22 protein-coding genes and 1 pseudogene are annotated in these 21,431 nt (G+C 71.0%); 13 read left to right on the top strand and 10 right to left on the bottom strand.

All coding sequences use genetic code 11. The features are described from left to right. Positions 1–282: pseudogene (locus NR111_RS17440) on the top strand (HNH endonuclease); the annotation flags it as partial. 19 nt (positions 283–301) lie between these two features. Here the strand turns inward: NR111_RS17440 and NR111_RS17435 are convergent. After that, positions 302–1,759 (bottom strand): NYN domain-containing protein, encoded by a 1,458-nt coding sequence (locus tag NR111_RS17435; protein ID WP_256821537.1) that lies wholly within the window; start codon positions 1,757–1,759, stop codon positions 302–304. A 99-nt stretch (positions 1,760–1,858) separates the two neighbouring features. Between NR111_RS17435 and NR111_RS17430 the strand changes: the two genes are divergently transcribed. Next, positions 1,859–2,719 (top strand): mycofactocin-coupled SDR family oxidoreductase, encoded by an 861-nt coding sequence (locus NR111_RS17430; protein ID WP_256821536.1) that lies wholly within the window; start codon positions 1,859–1,861, stop codon positions 2,717–2,719. A gap of 130 nt (positions 2,720–2,849) precedes the next feature. Here NR111_RS17430 and NR111_RS17425 read toward each other — a convergent pair whose 3' ends face one another. After that, positions 2,850–2,990 (bottom strand): hypothetical protein, encoded by a 141-nt coding sequence (locus NR111_RS17425; RefSeq protein WP_167492364.1) that lies wholly within the window; start codon positions 2,988–2,990, stop codon positions 2,850–2,852. Positions 2,991–3,286: 296 nt separating this feature from the next. On the opposite strand from NR111_RS17425, the gene NR111_RS17420 reads away from it, so the two are divergent. Continuing rightward, positions 3,287–4,528, top strand: a complete 1,242-nt coding sequence (locus tag NR111_RS17420; protein ID WP_256821535.1) for an acyl-CoA desaturase — start codon at positions 3,287–3,289, stop codon at positions 4,526–4,528. A 185-nt stretch (positions 4,529–4,713) separates the two neighbouring features. Beyond that, positions 4,714–5,313, top strand: coding sequence for a TetR/AcrR family transcriptional regulator (locus NR111_RS17415; protein ID WP_256821534.1), 600 nt, complete (start codon positions 4,714–4,716; stop codon positions 5,311–5,313). A gap of 63 nt (positions 5,314–5,376) precedes the next feature. Here NR111_RS17415 and NR111_RS17410 read toward each other — a convergent pair whose 3' ends face one another. Genes NR111_RS17410 through NR111_RS17400 form a run of 3 tightly spaced genes read right to left on the bottom strand, consistent with a single transcriptional unit; the run spans position 5,377 to position 9,782 of the window. Next, on the bottom strand, positions 5,377–7,986 hold the full coding sequence (locus tag NR111_RS17410) for an ABC transporter permease (protein WP_256821533.1): 2,610 nt from the start codon (positions 7,984–7,986) through the stop codon (positions 5,377–5,379). Then, positions 7,986–8,756 carry an ABC transporter ATP-binding protein gene (locus NR111_RS17405; RefSeq protein ID WP_119193069.1) on the bottom strand — a complete coding sequence of 257 codons (771 nt, stop codon included), beginning with the start codon at positions 8,754–8,756 and terminating at the stop codon, positions 7,986–7,988. The genes NR111_RS17410 and NR111_RS17405 overlap by 1 nt, the downstream gene beginning before the upstream one ends. A gap of 27 nt (positions 8,757–8,783) precedes the next feature. Next, the gene (locus tag NR111_RS17400; protein WP_256821531.1) at positions 8,784–9,782 is read right to left on the bottom strand and encodes a pseudouridine synthase; all 999 of its coding nucleotides are present in this window, start codon (positions 9,780–9,782) and stop codon (positions 8,784–8,786) included. Between the two features lie 256 nt (positions 9,783–10,038). On the opposite strand from NR111_RS17400, the gene NR111_RS17395 reads away from it, so the two are divergent. The 5 genes from NR111_RS17395 (at position 10,039) to NR111_RS17375 (ending at position 12,741) form a co-directional block, all read left to right on the top strand. Beyond that, positions 10,039–10,935 carry a universal stress protein gene (locus NR111_RS17395; RefSeq protein WP_256821530.1) on the top strand — a complete coding sequence of 299 codons (897 nt, stop codon included), beginning with the start codon at positions 10,039–10,041 and terminating at the stop codon, positions 10,933–10,935. After that, a complete protein-coding gene (locus tag NR111_RS17390) occupies positions 10,932–11,222 on the top strand; it encodes a GNAT family N-acetyltransferase (protein WP_067717198.1) in 291 nt (96 codons plus the stop codon). The genes NR111_RS17395 and NR111_RS17390 overlap by 4 nt, the downstream gene beginning before the upstream one ends. A gap of 159 nt (positions 11,223–11,381) precedes the next feature. Further along, positions 11,382–11,663, top strand: coding sequence for a GlsB/YeaQ/YmgE family stress response membrane protein (locus NR111_RS17385; RefSeq protein WP_206473030.1), 282 nt, complete (start codon positions 11,382–11,384; stop codon positions 11,661–11,663). 102 nt (positions 11,664–11,765) lie between these two features. Continuing rightward, on the top strand, positions 11,766–12,041 hold the full coding sequence (locus NR111_RS17380; RefSeq protein ID WP_256821528.1) for an antitoxin: 276 nt from the start codon (positions 11,766–11,768) through the stop codon (positions 12,039–12,041). Between the two features lie 97 nt (positions 12,042–12,138). Next, a complete protein-coding gene (locus NR111_RS17375) occupies positions 12,139–12,741 on the top strand; it encodes a TetR/AcrR family transcriptional regulator (protein WP_067717217.1) in 603 nt (200 codons plus the stop codon). 47 nt (positions 12,742–12,788) lie between these two features. Here the strand turns inward: NR111_RS17375 and NR111_RS17370 are convergent, their stop codons facing one another. After that, positions 12,789–13,334 carry a DUF2020 domain-containing protein gene (locus NR111_RS17370; RefSeq protein WP_256821527.1) on the bottom strand — a complete coding sequence of 182 codons (546 nt, stop codon included), beginning with the start codon at positions 13,332–13,334 and terminating at the stop codon, positions 12,789–12,791. 90 nt (positions 13,335–13,424) lie between these two features. Here NR111_RS17370 and NR111_RS17365 point away from each other — a divergent pair, with 90 nt between their 5' ends. Further along, positions 13,425–14,048, top strand: coding sequence for a TetR family transcriptional regulator (locus tag NR111_RS17365; protein ID WP_067717186.1), 624 nt, complete (start codon positions 13,425–13,427; stop codon positions 14,046–14,048). A 32-nt stretch (positions 14,049–14,080) separates the two neighbouring features. Here the strand turns inward: NR111_RS17365 and NR111_RS17360 are convergent, their stop codons facing one another. After that, positions 14,081–14,608 carry a DUF1990 family protein gene (locus tag NR111_RS17360; RefSeq protein ID WP_256821526.1) on the bottom strand — a complete coding sequence of 176 codons (528 nt, stop codon included), beginning with the start codon at positions 14,606–14,608 and terminating at the stop codon, positions 14,081–14,083. Positions 14,609–14,707: 99 nt separating this feature from the next. Between NR111_RS17360 and NR111_RS17355 the strand changes: the two genes are divergently transcribed. The 3 genes from NR111_RS17355 to NR111_RS17345 all read left to right on the top strand — a co-directional run bounded on the left by NR111_RS17355 (position 14,708) and on the right by NR111_RS17345 (position 18,205). Continuing rightward, positions 14,708–15,682 carry a hypothetical protein gene (locus NR111_RS17355; RefSeq protein WP_256821525.1) on the top strand — a complete coding sequence of 325 codons (975 nt, stop codon included), beginning with the start codon at positions 14,708–14,710 and terminating at the stop codon, positions 15,680–15,682. A gap of 556 nt (positions 15,683–16,238) precedes the next feature. Beyond that, a complete protein-coding gene (locus NR111_RS17350; RefSeq protein ID WP_256821524.1) occupies positions 16,239–17,156 on the top strand; it encodes an Ig-like domain-containing protein in 918 nt (305 codons plus the stop codon). Between the two features lie 107 nt (positions 17,157–17,263). Further along, positions 17,264–18,205 (top strand): Ig-like domain-containing protein, encoded by a 942-nt coding sequence (locus NR111_RS17345; RefSeq protein ID WP_256821523.1) that lies wholly within the window; start codon positions 17,264–17,266, stop codon positions 18,203–18,205. Between the two features lie 22 nt (positions 18,206–18,227). Here the strand turns inward: NR111_RS17345 and NR111_RS17340 are convergent, their stop codons facing one another. The 3 genes from NR111_RS17340 to NR111_RS17330 are packed head-to-tail and all read right to left on the bottom strand — an operon-like array spanning position 18,228 to position 21,249. Further along, complete coding sequence (locus NR111_RS17340) at positions 18,228–19,208, bottom strand: alpha/beta fold hydrolase (protein ID WP_256821522.1); 981 nt, start codon at positions 19,206–19,208, stop codon at positions 18,228–18,230. Continuing rightward, positions 19,205–20,176, bottom strand: a complete 972-nt coding sequence (locus NR111_RS17335; RefSeq protein ID WP_256821521.1) for a triacylglycerol lipase — start codon at positions 20,174–20,176, stop codon at positions 19,205–19,207. The genes NR111_RS17340 and NR111_RS17335 overlap by 4 nt, the downstream gene beginning before the upstream one ends. Further along, positions 20,173–21,249: a diacylglycerol kinase gene (locus tag NR111_RS17330; RefSeq protein WP_256821520.1), complete on the bottom strand. Its 1,077-nt coding sequence runs from the start codon at positions 21,247–21,249 to the stop codon at positions 20,173–20,175. Before NR111_RS17330 ends, NR111_RS17335 begins: the two co-directional genes overlap by 4 nt. Between the last annotated feature and the right edge of the window lie 182 nt (positions 21,250–21,431).

Raw genomic sequence — 21,431 nt, 5'->3', positions numbered from 1 at the left:
ACCGGACACACCCTCACCACCCACCCCGACGGGCCCCTCGCACGCTGGCGCCACCGCACCACTGAGAGCGACACCGCGGCCGGCGCCGGGGCCGGGGCCGGGGCCGGGGCCGGCAGCGACATCCCGCCCCCACGCCGACCCTGGCTCGACCCCCGACCCCAGAGCACCCACTGGTACCGACGCGCCCTACGCCTGGCCGCCGAACGCAAAGCCAACGCCATGGCCCCACCACCAGACACCCCACACGACCACCACCACGACCCCGACCCCCCGCCCTTCTGACCGGCCGGGTGGGAAGGAGTCAGCGGTGCTTGAGCAGGACTGCTCGGATCCCCTCGTGGAAGCCGTCTCGCAGACGAACCCGCTGGGCTTCCGTCAGAGTGAACTCGTTGAGCATCTGGCAGGCGAACTGCAGCAACGGGCGGTCGATCCCCGGGGGAAGCACGCCGCCCGAGAGGAGATGCGCCTGGTCCCGCTGACTCTCCGTGGCGGCCCGCTCGTACCACCACGTTGCGTACTGCTGACCCACGTCGAAGGGGGTCTGCTCACCGGACGAGGTCCAGACCTCGTCCGGGAGCGGAACGAACTTCGACCGCAATGGCCGACGATGGGGAGCCATCATCGAGGGGTTCGGCCGGGACGACCCGTTGGAATCCGCACCGGGGTCCGAGGGCTTCTGGACCGAGCCCGCGAACTGGGGAGCGACCCGGGAGGACTGCGCCGGCGGCTGGGGGCCCGGGTGCGCCTCGGCGGCCTCGGGGGACGCCTCGGCCGGGCCGGGCCGCTCGGGCTCGCCCACCTTGTCACGCTTCTCTGCCTTCTCGGGCTTGCCGCTCTGCTTGGCCAGCTGCGCGGGCGACGGCCCCGGGCCCTGTGCACTCTCGGGCTTCGACGGCGCGCCAGGCGTGGGGACCTTACCGGCCGTCGGCGATTCGGCTGGTTTCTGCGCGGAATCCCCGGCCTCCGGCGCGGGCGGCTCGGACTCGGCTCTCGCCGCGCATTCCTGCTCGTCCGCCGCCAACTCCTCCGCATCGGCCGCACGCTCCTCCTCGGCGGCCGTCAGGCGGGTCTCGTCGGCCACCGAGGTGGCCGAGGCGCGATCCGAGCGCAGGACGACGTCGGCCATCCCCACCGACTCCTCGGTCTCGTGGCCATCCTCCCCCGGATGCACCGGAGGCGCCGTCGGGGTCCTGACCTTCGGGGGGATGGGGCCCTCGAGGACCCTGATCTGCATGGCGTCGTGAAAGTCGGTGCGGGGATCGAGCACGGTCGTGGTGTCGCAGGCGTGTCGCAGCGCCGAGGAAATCGAATCCCAGCCGAAACCCACGAGGTGCATCCGGACACCGGCGTCGACCGCCACCCGCACGCCGGGGATCATGTCGGCGTCCCCGGTGACCAGGACCATGTCCGAACACTGGCCCTTGTAGGCGGCTTGGATCATGTCGGCGACGAGGAGGGTGTCGACCGCCTTCTGGGTTCGTCTCTCACCCCACTCGATCAACTGGCCGGCGCGCAGCTGCACGCCCTCGATCACGCGAAGAGTGCGCTGATACCGGTGCGGGCCGGAGTCCGGGATGCCGTCATACCAGTTCTGGCGCTGGACCGGCTGGTCCACCAGACCGTGGGCTACGTGGTCTAAACGGTGCACGACCGTGGCCAGGGATATCTCCAGCTGGCCGCGCGCACCCTCCTCCCACGAGTTGTAAAAACTAGCCAGTAGATACGAGGTATCCACGAGGACCAGAGTCCGTTCAAGCATGATGATCACTACCTGTTCTGATTGTCTACGTTGACTTCCAGCATGCCGCAGGGCGGGCGACCCCGCAGGGTCCGCCGCCGAACCACGTCAGGAGCCCCGATGTCGCAAGCCGTCCCCACCCAGGCCGATCTGAGCGGAAGGGTCGTGCTGGTCACCGGCGCAGCACGCGGACAGGGGCGCGCCCACTGTGAAGCGTTCGCCGCCGCCGGCTGTGACGTGATCGCTCTCGACCTCTGCCGGGACATCGACACGGTCCCGTACCCGATGGCCAATCCGGAGGACCTCGAGGCCACCGCCGACTCCGTTCGCGCACTCGGCCGGCGCTGCGTCACCGGGGAGGTGGACGTTCGGGACATGCCAGGCATGCGGGCAGCCGTCGACGCCGCGGTCGCAGAGCTGGGCGGTCTGGACTTCGTCGTGGCCAACGCCGGGGTCTCGCCCCAGCCCGCCGCGTCATGGGAGCGGACCGAGGAGGAGTGGGATACGACGCTCGACATCAACCTCAAGGGCACGTGGGTGACGACGACGGTGGCGATCCCCCACATCCTGTCCACGGGGCGCGGCGGCTCGGTGGTGCTGATCAGCTCGATGGTGGGACTTCGGGGCGGCTCCTTCACCGCCAGTTACGGGACGTCCAAGTGGGCGGTGCGGGGGCTCGCCAAGGCGCTGGCCGGCGAACTCGGATTCTCCAACGTCCGGTGCAATTCGATCCACCCCGGCAACGTGCGTACGCCGATGATCGACAACCCGTCGATGATCGAGATGATGTCAGGCGGCAAGGGGACGACGCTCGAGGACACCGCAGGGACGTTCGCCGGCATGAACCAGATGCCGCAGCCGTGGGTCGAGCCGTCGGCGATCGCGTCCATGGCCGTCTACCTGTGCAGCGACGCGGGCGCGGGCATCACCGGCGCCTCCATTCCGATCGACCTGGGTGGCAGCGAGAAGTTCGGCCTCTGAGCCGGCGGCACGGCCGCTGCCACCACCGCCACCCACCCGGCCGACCGGATGAAACGCGGCAGCCCGCCCCTCGAGCGAGGGGCGGGCTGCCGCGGAGATCACCGGGCGGTGAACCCGGCGCTCGAAAGGATCAGACCGACTCGGGAGTGCCCGCGGGAGCGGTCGGACGGGGAACACTGATGGTCGAGCCGGTGGCGGTCCACACCAGCGACCAGAAGATGTCGATGACCGGCTGGATGGCCTGCAGGAAGATGTCGTTGGCGTTGCTCATGATGTGTCCCCTCGTATTTACTGCTGCGTACTGAGTCGTACTGCGGTATCGGGCGTTCTGTCTGTACCCCACGTAACGCCATCTATGTCGTCACGAACCCGCTCGACGTTACACAACCGTGATGTCCGGCGTGACATCGTCGAACTCCCGCGCAGGCCACGCACGCTTCGGCGCCGGAAAAGAGTCCTCGGCCACACCACGACTGGGCGACGATCGATCAGCTCACCGCACACCAAAAGTGTGACCCGCGCAACCGAACGTACCTACGCGACCGTAAGTTACGGTACCGTAGCTTCATGGCCATCACCGACATCCCGGAATTCGCGCACCTCTCCGAGTCCGACATCGAAGCCCTCGGCGCGGAGCTCGAGCAGATCCGTCAGGACATCATCGGCTCCCTCGGCGAGCGAGATGCCGCGTACATCCACAACACGATCCGTTTCCAGCGGGGACTCGAGATCGCGGCCCGTGCACTGCTCCTCGTGGGCTCACGCAACCGCACGGCCTGGGCGATCGGCGCAGGCACCCTCGGGGTCGCCAAGATCGTCGAGAACATGGAACTCGGCCACAACATCATGCACGGGCAGTGGGACTGGATGAACGACCCCGAAATCCACTCCACCACCTGGGAGTGGGACATCGTGGGCACCGCCGAGCACTGGAAGCAGACCCACAACTACATCCACCACAAGTACACCAACATCGTCGGCCTGGACGACGACGTGGGGTACGGCGTTCTCCGGGTGACCCGCGACCAGCGTTGGCACCCCTTCTACTACGGGAACATCGCCTACAACGCGGCCCTCGCGCTGCTGTTCCAATGGGGCGTGGGGATCCAGCACCTCGAGCTGGGCAAGGTCGCCAAGGGTCGTGACGACCGTCGCGAGACCATGAACAAGCTCTCGCTCTTCGCCGCGAAGGCTGGCCGTCAGCTCGCCAAGGACTACGTCTTCTACCCGCTGCTGTCCGGCAAGGGGTGGAAGTCCACCGCCACCGCCAACCTGGTGGCCAACGGGATCCGCAACGTCTGGACCAACGCGGTGATCTTCTGTGGCCACTTCCCCGACGGTGCCGAGAAGTTCACCAAGAAGGACGTGGAGAACGAGACGCAGGCAGAGTGGTACCTGCGGCAGATGCTCGGCTCCGCCAACATCACCGGCGGTCCGGTTGTCGACTTCATGTCCGGCAACCTGTCGTACCAGATCGAGCACCACATCTACCCGGACATGTCGTCCAACCGGCTCGCGGAGGCGTCCATCCGGGTACGTGAGGTGTGCCGCAAGTACGACCTGCCCTACGTGGCCGGTCCCCTGCCGGTGCAGTACTTCAAGACCTGGCGCACCATCGCCAAGCTGTCGCTGCCCAACCACATGCTGCGCGACACGACCGATGACGCGCCGGAGACCCACTCCGAGCGGATGTTCGCCGACCTACCGAAGCCGCTGCCGGCCGTGGAGGGTCAGCGGGCGGGCCTGAAGACCGCACTGCAGCACCACCGCGCCACGCGGCGGGCCCGCAAGGTCGCCGCCGTGGCCTGACCAGCAGCCGCAGGATCGACGCCAGGGACGCCCCGGCACCGGATACCGGTGCCGGGGCGTCCGTGATTCCGACGCCCACGGCCCCGTACGGCGATAGGCTGTCGCTCGAGTCGACGGGACCCGTCGATGTCCGGCACTACACCGGTCGAGCTGAATGTCTGTGGAACACGACGACGGGAGCCCCCATGGAGGACCGGCGCATGCTCATCGCCGATTCCGCGATCGAGGTCGTGGCGAGGGACGGGGTCCGTGCCCTCACCCACCGCGCCGTGGACTCGGAGGCGGGACTGCCGTCGGGCTCCACCTCCTACTACTGCCGCACCCGTGCGCAGTTGCTCACCCTCACCGTCGACCGGCTCACCTCGCTGCTGAGGGGATTCGTCGAGGTCTCGGGGATCCAGGAGTTGGCGTCCTCCGACGCCGACGACGTGCTGGGGATGCTCACGCGCATGGTCGACGGGTTGTTGGTCGACTACCGCGGTGAGTTGGCGGCCAGGTCGGCGTTGATCGTCGAACTCGCCGGCAAGGAGGACACCACGGACCTCGTGGCCGCCCTGCTCGATCCGAGCGACCTCGTCGGCGCACTCGACGCCGCCGGGCTGCGCGACCCGGCCACAGCCGCACTGGACCTGTTGACCGTGTACGAGGGCCTGCTGTGGGAGCGCACGGTCGGCAGGCTGGCCGGCGTCGAGGTCGACCAGAAACACGACGCCGAAGTGCTGGGCGCGGTGCTCGCCCGCCACGAGCACCGCGGTCCCCGCAACCTCTTCGGCCTGCGCCGCTAGCGCGGGCGACACCCTCGCGGGCGGCACCCGCGCGGGCGGCACCCGCGGGCGCCGCCCTCGCGACTAGTCCGAGATCGCCTCGAGCGGGTCGGTCTTGGCGGCCCGGTGCGCGGGCCACAACGACGCCAGGACCCCGACGACCGCCGAGGCCGCCAGCACGATCCCGATGCTGCCCCACGGGATGGTCGTCTCCGTCAGGCCACTGTCCGCGAGCACGGTGACGAACGCCCAGCCGAGATAGACGCCCACCGCCGCGCCGATCAACGCGCCGAACACCGCGATCTGCGTGGACTCGAGGTTGATCGTGCGGCGGACCTGCGAGCGCTGCATGCCCACCGCGCGGAGCATCCCGATCTCGGTGCGACGCTCGATCACCGACAGGGCGAGGGTGTTGACGATGCCCAGGACCGCGATGACCAGGGCCAGCCCCAGCAGCGCGTAGATGATCGTCAACAGCTGGTCGATCCCCCCGGTCTGGGTGTCGATGTACTGCTGCTTGCTCTGGACCATCGCGATCGGGATGTCGGTGAGCTCGTCGGTCACCGCCGCGAGGACCTCGTCCCCGCTCACCCCGTCGTCCGCCGCGACGAGCACGTTGAAGGTCGACCGCAGGTTCTCCGGCACCAGGCGTTCGTAGACGTCCATCCCGGTGTAGAACTGCCCGAGGATCTGGGAGTCCTCGTAGATCCCGGTGACCCGGAGGGTGCTCTCACTGCCGTCGGGCGCGACGAGCGGCACGGAGGCGCCCATCGTCCACCCCTTGTCCCTGGCGACGGTCCGGGACACGACGAGCGAGTCGGGGCCGGGGTCGAGCGAACCGTCGACCACGGTGGCGTCGATCATCTCGCCGACGGGCCCGCCGGCGGCGGACAGCGCCTGCGGTTCCCCGGCGAGCTGGGCGAACGCGAACGCCAGCCAGGCCACGTCACCGACCTCGTCGAGGTCGGCGATCTGCTGCTCGATGCCGCCGGGCAGCGGGGTCGGCGGGCCCTGGGACGCCACGCCCTGGACCACGACGTCGGCGTTGATGTCCTGGTCGATGACGCCGCTGACGCTCTCCTTCGTGGTGGCGCCGAGGGTTCCGAACGCCGCCACCAGGGTCAGTCCCAGCGTGAGCGCGAACGCGGTCGCGGCGGTCCGGCGGGTGTTGCGTCCGGCGTTGGTGGCGGCGAGCTTGCCGACCGCGCCGAACGGTGCGCCGATCACCCTGCCGATGCCACCGGCGATCGGTTTGGCGAGCGCGGGCATCACCAGGAAACTGCCGATGATCAGCGCGGCCGCACCGACACCGACCGTGATCGCACCGGCCCGGGTCGTGTCCTGCCAGGTGCCTATCACCGCGAGCATGAGGCCGCTCACCACGGCGAACAGGCCGACTGAGGTGCGCCATCCGCCGCCGGCCTCGGTGGTGGCCGAGCCGACTCGCATGCCCTGCACCGGGGCGACGCGTCCGGCGCGTCGGGCGGGCGCCCAGGCGGAGAAGACGGTGACGACGAAGCCCAACACCAGCGGGGTGATGACCGACATCGGGGTGAGCGAGAGGGCTCCGGACGGGATGCCCAGGTCGAAGGCCTCGAGCGCCACGAAGATCAGCTGGGCCAGGCCGAAGCCCACCACCACGCCGATCCCGGAGCCGACGAGCCCGGTGACGGCGGCCTCCGCCATCACCGACCGGGTGAGCTGGCCACGGGAGGCGCCGATCGCGCGCAGCAGGGCGAGCTCCCGCAGCCGCTGCGCGACGAGCATGGAGAAGGTGTTGTAAATGATGAACGTGCCGACCAGCAGAGCGATCAGCCCGAACGCGACGAAGAAGTAGTTGATGAAGTCGAGGACGGTCGACAGCTGCTCGGACAAGCGCTCCTTGATCTCCTCGCCGGTCCGGACCTCGTAGTCGGGGAACTCGGCCGCGATCGTGTCGCGGACCTCCTCCTGACTCACGCCCGGTTCCGCGCGGACGGAGACGTTGGAGGCGTTCTCGCCGTCGGTGAACAGGGCGCGGGCGCGTTCCTCCGAGAACCCGACGCCCACGTACCCGCCGATGTCGGTCTCGTTGGCGTAGGCACCCACGACGGTCACGTCGAGGACGCCCTGCCCGGTGGTGTAGACCTCGGCGGTGTCGCCGACGGCCAGGCCGGCGGCGGTGAGCACGGTCTCGGGGAGGACGACCTCGTCGTCGGCGGCGGGGGCGCGACCGTCCGTGATCCAGCTGCTCTCGCCGACCGCGTCGTCGGGATCGATCCAGGCCAGGCCCTCGGACGGCGCGCCGCCGGACTGGTACGGGGTGCCGTCGGCGTTGAACAGCACCACGGTGCCGGACACGCCGGGCATGGCTGCCTCGACGCCCGGCAGCTCGAGCACCTGCTCGGCCACCTCGAACGGCACGCCGGCCCCGCGGGGGTCCTCGGGTTCGATCATCGCGGCGAGGTCCGCGGTGCCCTGGTCGAGCAGCCCGTCGAAGGTGCTCTTGAGGGTGGAGGTGAAGACCAGCGAACCGGTGACGAACGCGGTGCCCAGGACCACCGCCAGCACGGACAGCACCAGGCGGAGTTTGTGGGCGGCGATGTTGCGGAGCGACACGCGCAGCATCGGGCGCGTGTGGCGCGGGGCGTGGGCGGACTCGTGTCGCCCCCCGCCGGCGGGTCCGGCGTGCCCGGAGGCGTGCCTGGCCGCCATCACCGCTCCTCGAGGGCGCCCATGGCCGCCAGGATCTCGTCGGCGGTGGGGTGGGTGAGCTCGCGGACGACACGGCCGTCGGCGAGCAGCAGGACGCGGTCGGCGTAGGTGGCGGCGCGGGGGTCGTGGGTGACGATCACGACGGTCTGACCGAAATCGTCGGCGGCGCTGCGCAGGATGGCCAGCACCTCGGCCGAGGAGGTGGAGTCGAGGTTGCCGGTGGGCTCGTCACCGAACAGGATGTCCGGGCGGCCGACCAGGGCGCGGGCGCACGCCACGCGCTGCTGCTGGCCGCCGGACAGCTCGGACGGCCGGTGCGAGAGCCGGTCGGCGATCCCCAGCCGGCCGATCACCTCGTCGAACCAGGCCCGGTCGATGCCGTGGCCGGCGATGTCCTGGGGCAGGGTGATGTTCTCCTCGGCCGTCAGGGTGGGGACGAGGTTGAAGGACTGGAACACGAATCCGATGCGGTCGCGCCGCAGCGCCGTCAGTTCCTTGTCCGCCAGCCCCACGATCTCGGTATCGCCGATCCGCACCGACCCGGAGGTCGGCCGGTCCAGTCCCGCCATGCAGTGCATGAGGGTCGACTTGCCCGAGCCGGAGGGGCCCATGATCGCCGTGAACCGCCCCCGTTCGAAGGTCGCGCTGACGTGGTCGAGTGCACGGACCTCGGTCTCGCCCTCCCCGTAGGTCATGACGAGGTCGGTGGCGACGGCGGCCGCGGAGTGCGGCTCGCCGTCGTGCTGGTGGGTCTCGGCCTGGGTGGTCATGTGCTCCCTCGGATCATGGTGGTCGATCTAAAGCCTGCAGGAATTCGGAGCGGAAGCCGATGGGGGATTGCCCGGGTGTCCACCCTGATCCTGCTCGCGGGTCCAGGCGTCGAGGGTCCGCCGGGTGGCGAACTCGCGTTTCTCGCCCGAGACGGGGTCGGTGAAGGCGATCGACTCGGCCAGCAACTGGAGTGGTGACGAGAAGTCGCCGGGGGCCACGTCGAGCACACGGGGGTAGAGGTCGTCGCCGAGGATCGGGGTCCCGAGCGCGTTCATGTGCACACGCAGCTGGTGGGTGCGGCCGGTGGTGGGTTCGAGCCGGTAGAGCCCGATCCGCCCGGCCCCGTCCCCCCGGGTGCCCAGGAGGGTGATGCGGGTGTGGGCGTCGGGCTCGCCGTCGACCTCGGCAGCCTGCAGGACGCCGCGGGTCTTGACGATCCGGCTGGACCGCTGCCGTTCGGCGGGAACCCCGTCGGGGGCGGTCGCGACCGCCAGGTAGGTCTTGGTGACCCGGCGGGCGGCGAAGAGTTCCTGGTAGGCGCCGCGGTGCGCGGGATCGACGGTGAAGACCAGGACGCCGGCGGTGAGCCGGTCGAGGCGGTGGGCGGGCGCGAGGTCGTCCAGCGCGAGATCGCGCCGGAGCCGGACGAGTGCGGTCTCGGTGACGTGCCCCGCGCGGGGGGTCGTGGCGAGGTGGTGGGGTTTGTCGACGACGACGAGGCGGTCGTCCGCGTGCAGGACCTCGACCTCAAACGGGACCGGGATCTCGGGCTCCGGCGTCCGGTACATCCACACGTCCATCCCCCGGTGCCGCCGGGTGGCGGCGGTGACCGGTGCCCCGTCGGCGGTGACGACCTGCCCCGCCTCGAGGGCCACGGTGAGCTCGGCGAGCCGGTCGGGGAAGCGTCGGCGCAACTCCTCGGGGATGCTGCGGGGCCCCTGTCCGGGGTCGGCCAGCCGGATCCGGACCGGGTCGACACCGTTCCGCAGCGGGAGGGGCCGCCCACGGCGTCTCGAGCTGGACATGTCCACGAGCCTAGTCGGTGGGCTACACTCACTCGAGCACCATCTGTCCCTCGCACCACTCTGAACACTCGGGAGCGCCCATGATCGACGTCGTCGTCGACTTCTTCCTCTTCGGCCCGGGCCGCGTCGTCCTCCCGGCGTTCCAGGGGAGTTTCAACATGGCCTACCCGGCCAACGCCCCGTTCCCCGACCAGCTCTAGACGGCCCACTCCCAAACCGCGATCCGGTGTCGTATCCCGGCGGTAGGGTCGGGGCCATGGCTTCCCTCGAGAACACCGTCGTCGTCGGCGTCGACGGCTCCGCCGCCTCCACCGGTGCAGTCGCGTACGCCGCCAACACCGCCGCCACCCGCCGCATCCCGCTGCTCCTCGTGACCAGCTACACGATGCCGGCCGCGATGTTCGCCGAGGGGATGATCCCTCCGCAGCCCGTCTACGACGAGCTGGAGCGGGAGTGCACGCCCATCATCGAGAAGGCCCGTGAGACCGCGGCCAAGGTGGCGCCCGGCATCGAGGTGTCGCACGCGATCGTCGAGGGCAACCCCGCGCAGGTGCTCATCGACTACTCGCGCAAGGCCAAGCTCATCGTCCTGGGTTCCCGCGGCCTGGGCGGGATCAAGGGCATGGTGCTCGGCTCGGTGTCGGCGGCGGTGGCCAGCCACGCGTTCTGCCCGGTCGTGGTGACCCGGGAGGACACGGACGACCTGAACCGCAGCGGCCCGGTCGTCGTGGGGATCGACGGCTCCGAGGTCAGCGCCAAGGCCACCGAGTGGGCGTTCGCCGAGGCCTCCGCGCGGTCCGCCCCCCTCGTCGCCGTGCACACCTGGATGGATCCGCAGGTGCAGGCCGCGGCGGCCGGCATCTCCCTCACCGAGGATGACTGGAAGGAACTCGAAGAGCAGCAGCTCCAGACGCTGTCGGAGCGGCTGGCGGGATTCTCGGACCGGTACCCCGATGTCGAGGTGCAGCGGTTCGTCACGCGCGATCGCGCTGTCCGGGCACTCGTCGAGCAGGCCGAGAACGCCCAGCTCGTCGTCGTCGGCTCTCACGGGCGGGGCGGGTTCACGGGCATGGTCCTCGGCTCCACCTCCCGGGCGCTCCTGCAGGCGGCCCCGTGCCCGGTGATGGTCGTCCGCCCGGAATCGCACTCATGAGCAGCGAGGACAACGTTCAGGTTCGGCGTGACACCGCCGCCGGGCGATTCGAGATCCTCGTGGACGACGTGGTGGCGGGTTTCGCCGACTATTCCGACGGCACGGACGGCGTCCGGGAGTTCCCCCACACGGTGGTCGCGTCCGAATTCGGTGGGCGCGGTCTCGCCGGGACGCTGGTCGGCGAGGCGCTGCAGGTGACCCGGGAGGAGGGACTGCGGGTGCGTCCGTCGTGTTCGTTCGTCGCGGGATACATCCAGAAGCACCCGGAGGCCGCGGAGATCGCCTGAGGCCGCGGGCGGGTGGCCCGGCGGACACGGACCGGTAACGAGTGAGCGACGTTTAACGCCACCGTGCGCCCTACCGGAAGCTTTCGTGTCGGTGTCGTGTTCTCCTGAGAGAGCGGCCCGTCCCGGGCCGAGTACGACTCTCGGGAAAGGACAACCACAATGGGCACCATCATTGCGTGGATCATCATCGGCGGCCTTGCCGGTTGGATCGCCTCCAAGATCATGAAGCGAGATGCCGAGATGGGCATCGTCGCGAACATCCTGGCCGGAGTCATCGGGGCTTTCGTCGTCGGTTGGATCGTCTCGTTCTTCACGAACAGTGGGGGCGGCGCGATGCCGGATGCATTCTCCATCCCCGGCGTCCTTGCCGCCATTGTCGGCGCATGCCTCCTGATCTGGATCGTCTCGGCGATTCGCGGCCGCGGACGCACCAGGGTCTGACCCGGGCGCGAGGCGCCAGAGACACCGCTACATCCGGACGGCCCGGCCCCTCGTCGGGGCCGAGCCGTCCGTCTGCATCACCCCGAGTGGAAGGAGTCCGACATGGGACTGTTCGACAAGGCCAAGGACCTCGCCCGCAAGAACCCGGGCAAGGTGGAGTCGGCGCTTCAGAAGGCAGGCGACGCGTTCGACAAGCGCACCGGCGGCAAGCACGCCCAGCACGTCGACACCGCCCAGCAGAAGGCCGGCGAATTCCTCACCGGTCGCACCGCGGACGCACCCGACAACCCGGACGCCCCGGACGGCACCCCGACGCCGGACCCGGATTCGTCGCAGCACAGCCGCCCGCCGGCCGACGGCCAGCACCCGCCGGTCTGACCGTCATCGACCGCGCCGTCGAACCACGGGGCCGGTGTCCGCCGCGCGCGGCACCGGCCCCGTGGTGTCGGCGGTCACTGCCGATAGTGTGTACCCCGTGACGAGCACACGGTCGACCAAGCCCGGGCCGCGGGAGCGGCTCCTGGCGACGGCGACCCGTCTGTTCTCCACCGACGGGATCCGTGCGGTCGGGATCGACCGGATCCTGCGGGAGGCCGGGGTGGCCAAGGCCAGCCTGTACAACACCTACGGGTCCAAGGACGAGCTCGTCGTGGCCTACCTGCGGTCGGTCGCCGAACGGGACCGTGACCTGTGGCGGCGTCGCGCCGACCTCGCCCCGGATGCCCGGGGCCGCATCCTGGCACTGTTCGACATCGTCCGCGAGCAGGTCGAACCCGCCATGCCCGGGTCCTGCCACCTCGCGGCGGCGATCGAGTTCCCCAGCCCGGCGACGGACGGCGAGCGCGCCATCCGCGCCGCCGTGGCCGATCAGCGACAGTGGGTCGCCGAGACCCTGCGCTCCGAGCTCGCCGGCATGGGCCTCGAGGACCCGGACAACATCACCGACCTGGCCGACCGGTTGGCGCTCCTCCACGACGGCTCGGTGACCGCCGCGATGCTCGGTGAGGTCCGGACCACCGCGATGACCGCCCGCAGCATGGCCGAGCTCATCCTGGGGATGGTCACCGACCCGACGTGATCCCCACTGCACGTGATCCCCATTGCACGTGATCCCCGCGCGGCGGGTCAGCCCGCCACCCGCGGCGCGGTGACGTCAGCGATCCGCTGGGCCGTCGTCGGGTCGTCCTGCGTGGACTGCACGGCCAGCACCCGGGCGTCGCGGGACAGGACCACCAGCGCACCGCCCAGCCCCACCGTACGGCCGCCGCTCCAGCCTCCCTCCGCCTGCGAGGGTTCGGCCTCGTCGGAGGGCGCCGACTCCTCCACCAGCTCCGCCGCCCGCTCCGGGGACGCGACCGAATACACGGTGGTGGTGAGCTGCACCTCGCCGTCTGAGTCGTAGAAGAAGCAGGCCGCGGGCTCCACGCCGTCGTCGATCCGCACGTCGGTGACCGGCTGGCCGCTGAGTCGTGTGACCTCGTCGGCGGACAGGTACGGGCACTCGGCATCCGCGACCGGTTCGACCGGCGGCAGTTCCGGCTCGGTCGTCTCGGGAGGGGCGGTCCGGATGGTGCCCATCTCCGGGGCCGGCTCGGAGCCGCCGCACCCGGCGAGGGCACCGAGCAGGATCGCGGACACCGCGACGAGGGCTGGGGAGGCGGGTTTGCGCATACCGCCAGGATAGATGCCGGGTCGGTCGGTACTGTTGACCGTGGCGGTGCGGCTGACCGCCGACACGGCGACGGCACCGGGAGGTGGCAGATGGGCGACTCCACGAGCATCGCTGCGGGCGCCGACCGCGCGGAGGACCGCCGCCGCGACCTGCGCGGTGCGATCTCCGCCGCCGCGGTCGATCTGGTGATCGAGCGGGGACTCGACGCGGTGACGGTCGACGAGATCGCCCGAGCCGCCAACGTGTCGCGGCGGACGTTCTTCAACTACTTCCCGTCCAAGGCCGCCGCGTGCATCCCCGACACGCCCCCCGCCGGTCGTGACGCGGTGAGGGAGTTCCTCACCGACCGCAGCGTGTCCACCATGACCGCCCTTTCACGGCTCATGTGGCACCAGGTGTCCAACGCACGGCGACAGAGCCGGGCCTTCGACCGATTCCACGACATGTGGCGCAGGGAGGCGAGCGTCCGGACCCAGGTCTACGAGATCCTGGCGTGCAACGAGAAGGAGCTGGCGGCCCTGGTGGCGCGCCGGGAGGGGCGGGAACCGGACTCGGTGGAGGCCGCGACGGTGGCGGCCGCGTCGATCGCGATCCTCCGCATCGCCGTGGAACGGTGGCGCACCGACGAGCCGGGTTCCCTGCTCGAATACCGCATCCGGGAATCGTTCGATGCCATCCGGGGGTCGGTGACCGAGCCGACCGACGTCGCCTGAGGTCCGGCTGCCCCCGACGGCACCCTGCCCTGTCAGAAGGTGCCGCCGAGTGCCCGGACCAGGCGGTCGCCCATGCGTTCGTAGGCGCGCGCCTCGCGGCCCGCGGCACCGGGCAGCACCGAGAAGGTGCGCGGCCGCCACACCGTCCGGACGGTGACCGTGACCTCGCCCGTCCCGGGGTGCAGGTCGAGGTGGCAGCGGTGCTCGGCCACCGCGGTGTTGCCCTCGAGGGTGCCGACGACGACGCCCTGCCGGAGCGACTCGTCGGTCAGGTCGACGAGTCGGCAGGGTCCACGCATCGGCCCGTCGAGCACGACGAGGTCCGATGCCGAGGGCGGTTCCGCCGATTCCGTCCTGATCCCCGCGCGGGCGTGGGCGGCCAGACGCAGCAGATCGTCCGCGGCCACGTCGAACAGGGCGACGCCCTCGCCGAGCACTGCGCGGGCGACGACCTCCCTCCACCCCCCGGGTGGGCACCCGTGTTCGTGCAGATCCGCACGCCGGTAGCCGAGTGCGGGCCCCGGCAGCGGCTGCGCGTCCCGCCCGCGTCTCGCTTCCACATCCGGCAGTGTCGCCGAGCGAGATGAGCGGGCCGCGCACGCGCGGTGAACGCCGGACGTCGGGGTCATGACCGTGGGGCCGACCCGTAGGATCGGGCCATGCGATCGCAGCGACCCCGTCCGGCGCGCGGACGCCGTCTCGCCGGAGGGTTCGCCGCTCTGGCGGCCACGGTGGCTGTCGCCGGGTGCACTGCCACGGGCCCCGGTTCGGGCGACGCGGGCCCGCCGAGGATCACCCCGAATCCCCGGCACGACGTCGCCGCCGCGATGGTCGAGGGTCGGCCCGCACTCGACGAGCGGCTCAATGCGTGCGAACTCCTCGACCTGACCACCGAGGAGATCATCGACCTCACCGGTGCCGACATGCCGGTGGTCGATCCGACCGGCTCCGGCGACCTGGGGCTGCTGTGCACCTACGGCGGCCCGGGGTCACCCGAGAGGTATGAAGCCGGGCTGGCGGGCACCAGCACGACCGACGCCGAGGCGACGGACACCGACGCCGACGCCGCCGAGGTCTCGGATACGGAGTCGGCGGACACGGAGGGCGCGGCGAGCGCGGCGGGCGCGGCGAGCGCGGCGGGCGCGGCGGAGGCCACGACCGATGCGTCGACGCCTGACGCCACGGCCGACGAGTCGGCGACGACCTCGGCGACCACGGCGACCACGGCGACGACCACCCCGCCGGCCTTCGATCCGGACGTCGTCCCCGACACCGTTGCCGCCGGGGTCGTCACGCCCCGCGACGGTGCCCAGGCCGCGCTCGCGGGTCAGGCCACACTGCTGGGCGCCAGGTACGCCTGCTCGGAGATTCGCGGACCGGGTGCCGCAGAAGCCGGCCTGACGGCCCCGGGCGAGCCTGGGGCACCCGCCGCGGTCGGCCCACGGCCCGCCACGATGTACATCGACTGCGTGGCGGCACCCACCGGCGGCGGCGTCGAGGTGCACACGATCCTGGTCTCCGGCGACGAGCTGTGGCACATCACCATGCTCAGGCCCGAGACGCCCCGATCACCGCAGGCCGAGGCGGCCGCCCTGGCCGGGCTGCACCGCGTGGCACGGGAGATCATCGCGTAGAACTTCGGGCTGAAATGACGGGGGACGGCGCCGGAGCCCCTCAGCATCCGACGCCGTCCCACCATCTGGCAGATCGCGTACGATCCGGCCTCCACGCTGCCTTTCGGCTGCGGGTCGGCACCCCCCCAGGTGCCCCGGTCGGCAAGACCGGCCCCTCGTTACGTGAAGTCGCAGCCCCTCAGCAACCACTTCACTTCGCCACCCACCCCTCGGCGGTGACTGAGATGACCCTATGTTGCAGCTTCCGTTCGATCAAGCCCATGATCAGGCGTTTTTCCGTTGACTTTAGCTCAACGACGGAAGCCGCATGGATCTACCAGCGGTTCTCCCCGCGGCGATACCAACGAACATTGGAAAGGTGCCCGGCCGGGTCGGTGCGCGTCCCCGACGGAACGGGCACCCACCGTGATCACCGCCCGCGGTCGGAGATGTACAGGCCGGGCACCCGATATGTATTGTTACTGGTGTTACTTGTGTGACGCGTGGGGTTGGCTGTCCGTCTTCACGCGACCCCCGCTGTCGCCGCCCGCCGCGGTACCCGCTTTCGAGGAGAACGATGTCTCGCCGCACCCGGTCCTTCGCAACGCTTCTGGCCACGGCCTGCCTCGTCGTCGTCGGCCTCTCCCCCGCCGCCTCCGCGCAGTCACTCCTCGGTCCCACCGGATCCACCGGCTCGGTCGGCGCGCTCGGACTCGAGTCCGCACCACTGCCCGCGGTCGGCGGATCGACCGGCGTGCTCACCCTGCCCGTCCCCGCCGTCGGACGGACCACGGCGGAAACAGGGGTGGCCTCGGTCTACCCCACCTCGGGCGAGACGGTGGGCGTCGCGCAACCGGTGATGATCCGGTTCGACCAGCCCGTCGCCGACCGTGCCCGCGCCGAGGCGTCGGTGGGGATCCGCACGGCGCCCGCCGTGGACGGCAAGTTCTACTGGGTCGGCGACTCGGAACTGCGCTGGCGACCACACGAGTTCTGGCCCGCGGGCACCTCCGTCACCGTGTGGGCCGGAGGGCGTGAGACCGTCTTCCGCACCGGCGACGCGGTGATCTCGACCTATGACGACGCCACCCACACCGTCACCGTCACCCGCAACGGCCAGGTGGTGCGCACCATGAAGGCTTCCGCCGGCCGCGACGCCTACGCGACCCACAACGGCGTCTACTACAACGGCTGGCGCGCCCGCCAGGTGCGCATGGACTCCTCGACCTGGGGCCTGGACCGAACCGCCGGCGGGTACGACACGACCGTCGAGAACGGCGTGCGACTGAGCTACGACGGAATCTTCATCCACTCGGCACCATGGTCGGTCGCCGACCAGGGCGTCCGCAACGTCTCGCACGGTTGCATCAACGTCAGCCCCGAGGACGCGGCCTGGTACTTCGACAACACCCGCAACGGTGACCCGTTCATCGTCGTGAACGGTCCCGGCCGCCCGTTCGGTGCCTTCGACGGGCAGGGCGACTGGAACTACTGATCGCCGACGGCCGGTGGGAAACACTTCGGTTGTGACGCACGATATACTCGCGTAGAAGTCTGTCGTAACGCTTAGAGAATCCCCCGCCGCCCTCAGGAGTCCCTCACATGACCAGTTCCTCCCGCCCCTCGGTGGCCGCCGCGGTCCTCGCCGCGATCGCGCTCCTCATGGGGGTGTCGGTCGGCGCGGGCACCGCCCCGACCGCCGAGGCCCAGTCCGTCATGCCGCTGAGCCCGCCCGGGGTGCCGCAGCTCGAGAACGCGCCCCTGTACACCCCGACCATCCCGGGCGTCGCCGCGATGCCCGTGCTGACCTACCCGGTCATCGGACCCGCGCGGCCGACACCCGAGTACGGCAACGTCGACATCTTCCCCACCCCGAACGAGATCGTGGGCGTGGCACAGCCGGTCATGTTCTTCTTCGACCGCCCCATCCGCGACCGGGCGCGGGCCGAGGCCACGATCGGCATCCGCACCGAGCCGGCGGTCTCGGGCAAGTTCTACTGGGTGAACGACCGCGAGGTGCGCTGGCGGCCCCACGAGTTCTGGCCGGTCAACACCTCGGTCACCGTGTGGGCCGGCGGCAAGCGTCAGCAGTCGTTCCGGACCGGCGACGCCGTGATCGCCGTGTTCGACGACCGCACCAAGCTCGTCACCGTCACCCGCAACGGCCAGCACATCCGCACCATGCGGGCCTCCGCCGGACGGCCCGGCTGGGAGACCTACAACGGCACCTACTACACCGGCCAGCGCGGCCGTGAGGTCCGCATGAACTCGGAGACGTTCGGTCTGCGTATCGAGGACGGCGGGTACAACTCGATCATCAACGACGCCATCCGGCTCTCCTACGACGGCATCTACATCCACTCCGCACCGTGGTCGGTCGCCGACCAGGGGGTCCGGAACGTTTCCTACGGCTGCATCAACGTCAGCCCCGCCGACGCCCGCTGGTACTACGACACCAGCCGCAACGGCGACCCGTTCATCGTCAAGAACGGCCCCGGCCGCCCGTTCGGCGCGTTCGACGGCCAGGGCGACTGGAACTACTGACGCCCGCTCGCCGGCGGCGCGGTCACCGGGGCGGAACGGGCGCGAGCACGCCCAGCAGCTGATCCGCGGGAACGCAGCGCGGCGGCGGGCCGGCCGGCTCGACACCACCCGGGCCCCGCGGCCCGCCGAGGGCGTCGATCACCAGGTCCACCGCTCGAGGCGACGCCAGCACGGTCAGGTGCCCCGAGCGGTCGACCTCGCAGCCGTCCTGCAGCCGCACCACGTCGAGGTCCACGAAGTCCGGAACCTCCGGTGCGACGACCGGCCCGGTGAGCTCGTCGTAGTCCGAGGACACCGCCACGTAGCGCACGCCGCGCGCGAACGGGACGCCGTCCTCGCCCAGCCACGCCAGCGTCGCCTCGGCGTCCTGCCGCGCCGTGTCGGGCGACAGCACGCCGAGGACGTCGGTGACGAACCCGGGTGGCCCGTCGCCCGACCGCGCGGGGTCGGCGCCCAGCGTGACGACGGTCCGCACGGCGTCCGCCCGGGCGGTCGCGGTGACGAACGAGGCGATGATCGCGCCTTGTGAGTGCCCCACGAGGTCGACCTCGGCCGCCCCGGTGAGCGCGCGCACGCGGTCGATCTCGGCGGCGAGCTGCGGCGCGGAGACCCCGGTGAGCGAGTCGACGCCGCCGACGGATCCGGGCTCGCCGCCGGGCCCGGGTGGGGCGCCGACGGTGGGCGCCCACACGCAGTAGCCCTCGGCGGCCAGTGCGGCGCCGAGGGTGGCCCACGAGTTCCCGCCGTTGAGCCCGGTGCCGTGCACGAGGATCACCGGCGCGGGGCGCTGCGCGGTCGGCCGGCAGTCGTCCCGGTTGATGCCGGGCGGATCGGCCAGGCCGTGGGTGAGTTGGTACGCCGCGCCGTCCCACCAGCGCCACGGGACCTGGTCCGTGGTGGGGGTGGGAGCGGCCGCCGCCGTGGGCGCGGGAGCCGCGGGGCCGGGGGCGACGACGACGAGGGCCGCCGCCGCGAGCAGTCCCGCGATCCCGGTCCGGGTCACGATCCCGGCAGCGGGGGAATCGGGCCCAGGTACGGGGCGACCGCCTCACACCGCGGTTCACGCGGGTCGGCGGGGTCGAGGGCGTTGAGCACGAAGTCCACGGTCCGGGGATCCGAGGCGATGGCCAGGTGCTCGGCCCGGTTCTGCTCACACCCGTCCTGGATGGTGATGTTGGTGGCCCGCGGGCCCTCGACCACACCGGAGGTGTACGGCCGGACCAGCTGGTCGTACCGGGTCACGAGGTTGAGGTAGGTCACGCCCGGCGCATAGGGGGTGCCACCCGACCACAGGAGTTCGAGCGTCTCCGACCCGGCGGCCATCTGGCCGAGGGACGGAGCGATCTCGACCGCACGTCCGCGGTCCCCGCTGGCCAGGGCGGTGCCGATCGCCCCGGACCCGGTCCCGCGGGAGCCGTGCCACAGCGGGGCTATCGCGGCGACGGTGTTCACCTTGCCGGGTCGGCCGACCTTGGCGACCAGGCCGGAGACGAGCGTCCCCTGCGAGTGCCCGATGAGGTCCACCTGCTCGGCCCCGGTCGAGGCGAGGACGCGGTCGACGAACTCGCCGACCTGCGGCACCGATACCTCCGTGATGTCCGACAAGCCGCCCAGGAGACTGACCGGCCACGGCTGACCGGGCAACGCCCCGTAGGTGAGCGTGTAGACGCAGTAGCCCTCGTTGTGCAGCAGCGGCCCGTAGGTGGCCCAGTTGGTGACCGCGCCACCGGAGGTGCCGTGGACCAACACGACCGGGCGCGGCTTGTCGGCGGTGGGGCGGCACGACCAGTCGTTGGCCCCCGGCAGCTCCGCCCCCGGGGCCGTGAGCGCCTGGGCGGCCCCGGCGAAGAAGGAGTACGGCACCGGCAGCGGTGCCCGTGTCGACGGGTCGGTGGCGTTCGCGGCGCCCGCGCCCGTCACCGCGAGGAGGGCGGCGGCGGTGACGGCCAGGGCGGCCCGCAGGGTTCTCATGTGCTCATTAAGCCACGCCCGGTGATCATCGGGAGGTCCTTCGCGTACACGAGTCCCGGCGCCGCCGCCACGACCGCCTCCACCGAGTTGACCAGCCGCATCGCGGTGACGAGCATGCCGGAGACGTTGTGATCGCCGTGCTCGGCGTGGTGTCCGAACTCCACCCGCATCGCGGGATCGCCGGTGATCTCGATGCGGTAGCAGCCGTCGCCGTGGTCCGGGCGCGGCCAGTCGGGGGCCTGGTCGTGGGCAGTGCGAGTGACGTGCTCCAGGACGATGCGGTCCTCGCCGTCGACCTGCCCCACCACCTCGAACCGCAGCGCGGCCTGCGTCCCCGCCGGGACCTCACACGCCAACAAGGTCAGGTCGCGGTCCGCGGGCAGGCGCTCGTGGCGCTCCACCAGTGGTTCGTCCAGGGTGACCTCGAGAGCGGCCGCGATTTGGCGCACCACCGAGCCCCAGCCCGCCGCGAGCATCCCCGGTCGCAGCAGTGGCGGAAGCGTGTCCATGGATGCGCCGAAGCCGAACAGCCGCCGCATGGTCTCGCCCTGGTGGTACACGGAGTAGTCGGCGATCTCGCCCACGCGGATGTGGTCGATCCGCCGGGACAAGCTGGTCATGGCCAGCGGCAGGACGTCGTTGGCGAAGCCGGGGTCGATGCCGTTGACGTGCAGTGTGGCGCCGCCTTCACGTCCGGCGGCGGCGAGCTCGGAGATCATCTCCTCGGGCAGGGTGCCGTGCGGGTACTGCAGCAGCACCGGACCGGAGGCCACCACGTCGATACCGGCGCGCAGGAAGCGGCAGAAGTCGGAGATCGCGTCCACGAACCGCGTCTCGGTCTCGGCGGTGTAGACCACCGCGTCCGGGTCCAGCGCGAGCAGCGCGTCAGTGTCATCGGTGGACGCGATACCCAGGTCGCGGTCCACCCCGGCGAGTCGCCCGGCGTCCACGCCGACCTTGGCCGGGTCAAAGACGTACAGGCCCACCAGTTCCAGCTCGGGCCGGGCGGCGATCGCCTCGACTGCCATCCGGCCCAGATACCCCGTCGACCATTCCACTACCCGGATCGTCATGGGCACCGACACTATCCGTCGCCCCGACCCGGGGGTTGCCGCTTCCACGCATCCGGCCCTCGGTGTTCAGCTCCTGTAGGGCGAGGTCCCGCGCTCCCCGACGTCCTTCGCGGTGTCCGGGTCCCGGGCCTTGCGACGGCCCCCGACGTGGGCCTCCGCCCGCATCCGCTCGCTCATGTGCG

This window comes from Dietzia sp. Die43 (assembly GCF_024519835.1).
GTDB lineage: Bacteria > Actinomycetota > Actinomycetes > Mycobacteriales > Mycobacteriaceae > Dietzia > Dietzia kunjamensis.
The sequence above is the reverse complement of the archived record's forward strand: the minus strand, read 5'-3'. Positions and strand labels throughout refer to the sequence as shown.

Coding starts and splice junctions, on each gene's coding strand:
- NR111_RS17410 (WP_256821533.1), bottom strand. CDS start 7,986: ATGGCGGCCAGGCACGCCTCCGGGCACGCCGGACCCGCCGGCGGGGGG.
- NR111_RS17400 (WP_256821531.1), bottom strand. CDS start 9,782: ATGTCCAGCTCGAGACGCCGTGGGCGGCCCCTCCCGCTGCGGAACGGT.
- NR111_RS17335 (WP_256821521.1), bottom strand. CDS start 20,176: ATGAGAACCCTGCGGGCCGCCCTGGCCGTCACCGCCGCCGCCCTCCTC.
- NR111_RS17370 (WP_256821527.1), bottom strand. CDS start 13,334: ATGCGCAAACCCGCCTCCCCAGCCCTCGTCGCGGTGTCCGCGATCCTG.
- NR111_RS17350 (WP_256821524.1), top strand. CDS start 16,239: ATGTCTCGCCGCACCCGGTCCTTCGCAACGCTTCTGGCCACGGCCTGC.
- NR111_RS17390 (WP_067717198.1), top strand. CDS start 10,932: ATGAGCAGCGAGGACAACGTTCAGGTTCGGCGTGACACCGCCGCCGGG.
- NR111_RS17435 (WP_256821537.1), bottom strand. CDS start 1,759: ATGCTTGAACGGACTCTGGTCCTCGTGGATACCTCGTATCTACTGGCT.
- NR111_RS17380 (WP_256821528.1), top strand. CDS start 11,766: ATGGGACTGTTCGACAAGGCCAAGGACCTCGCCCGCAAGAACCCGGGC.
- NR111_RS17385 (WP_206473030.1), top strand. CDS start 11,382: ATGGGCACCATCATTGCGTGGATCATCATCGGCGGCCTTGCCGGTTGG.
- NR111_RS17420 (WP_256821535.1), top strand. CDS start 3,287: ATGGCCATCACCGACATCCCGGAATTCGCGCACCTCTCCGAGTCCGAC.
- NR111_RS17425 (WP_167492364.1), bottom strand. CDS start 2,990: ATGAGCAACGCCAACGACATCTTCCTGCAGGCCATCCAGCCGGTCATC.
- NR111_RS17395 (WP_256821530.1), top strand. CDS start 10,039: ATGGCTTCCCTCGAGAACACCGTCGTCGTCGGCGTCGACGGCTCCGCC.
- NR111_RS17345 (WP_256821523.1), top strand. CDS start 17,264: ATGACCAGTTCCTCCCGCCCCTCGGTGGCCGCCGCGGTCCTCGCCGCG.
- NR111_RS17405 (WP_119193069.1), bottom strand. CDS start 8,756: ATGACCACCCAGGCCGAGACCCACCAGCACGACGGCGAGCCGCACTCC.
- NR111_RS17365 (WP_067717186.1), top strand. CDS start 13,425: ATGGGCGACTCCACGAGCATCGCTGCGGGCGCCGACCGCGCGGAGGAC.
- NR111_RS17355 (WP_256821525.1), top strand. CDS start 14,708: ATGCGATCGCAGCGACCCCGTCCGGCGCGCGGACGCCGTCTCGCCGGA.
- NR111_RS17430 (WP_256821536.1), top strand. CDS start 1,859: ATGTCGCAAGCCGTCCCCACCCAGGCCGATCTGAGCGGAAGGGTCGTG.
- NR111_RS17330 (WP_256821520.1), bottom strand. CDS start 21,249: ATGACGATCCGGGTAGTGGAATGGTCGACGGGGTATCTGGGCCGGATG.
- NR111_RS17415 (WP_256821534.1), top strand. CDS start 4,714: ATGGAGGACCGGCGCATGCTCATCGCCGATTCCGCGATCGAGGTCGTG.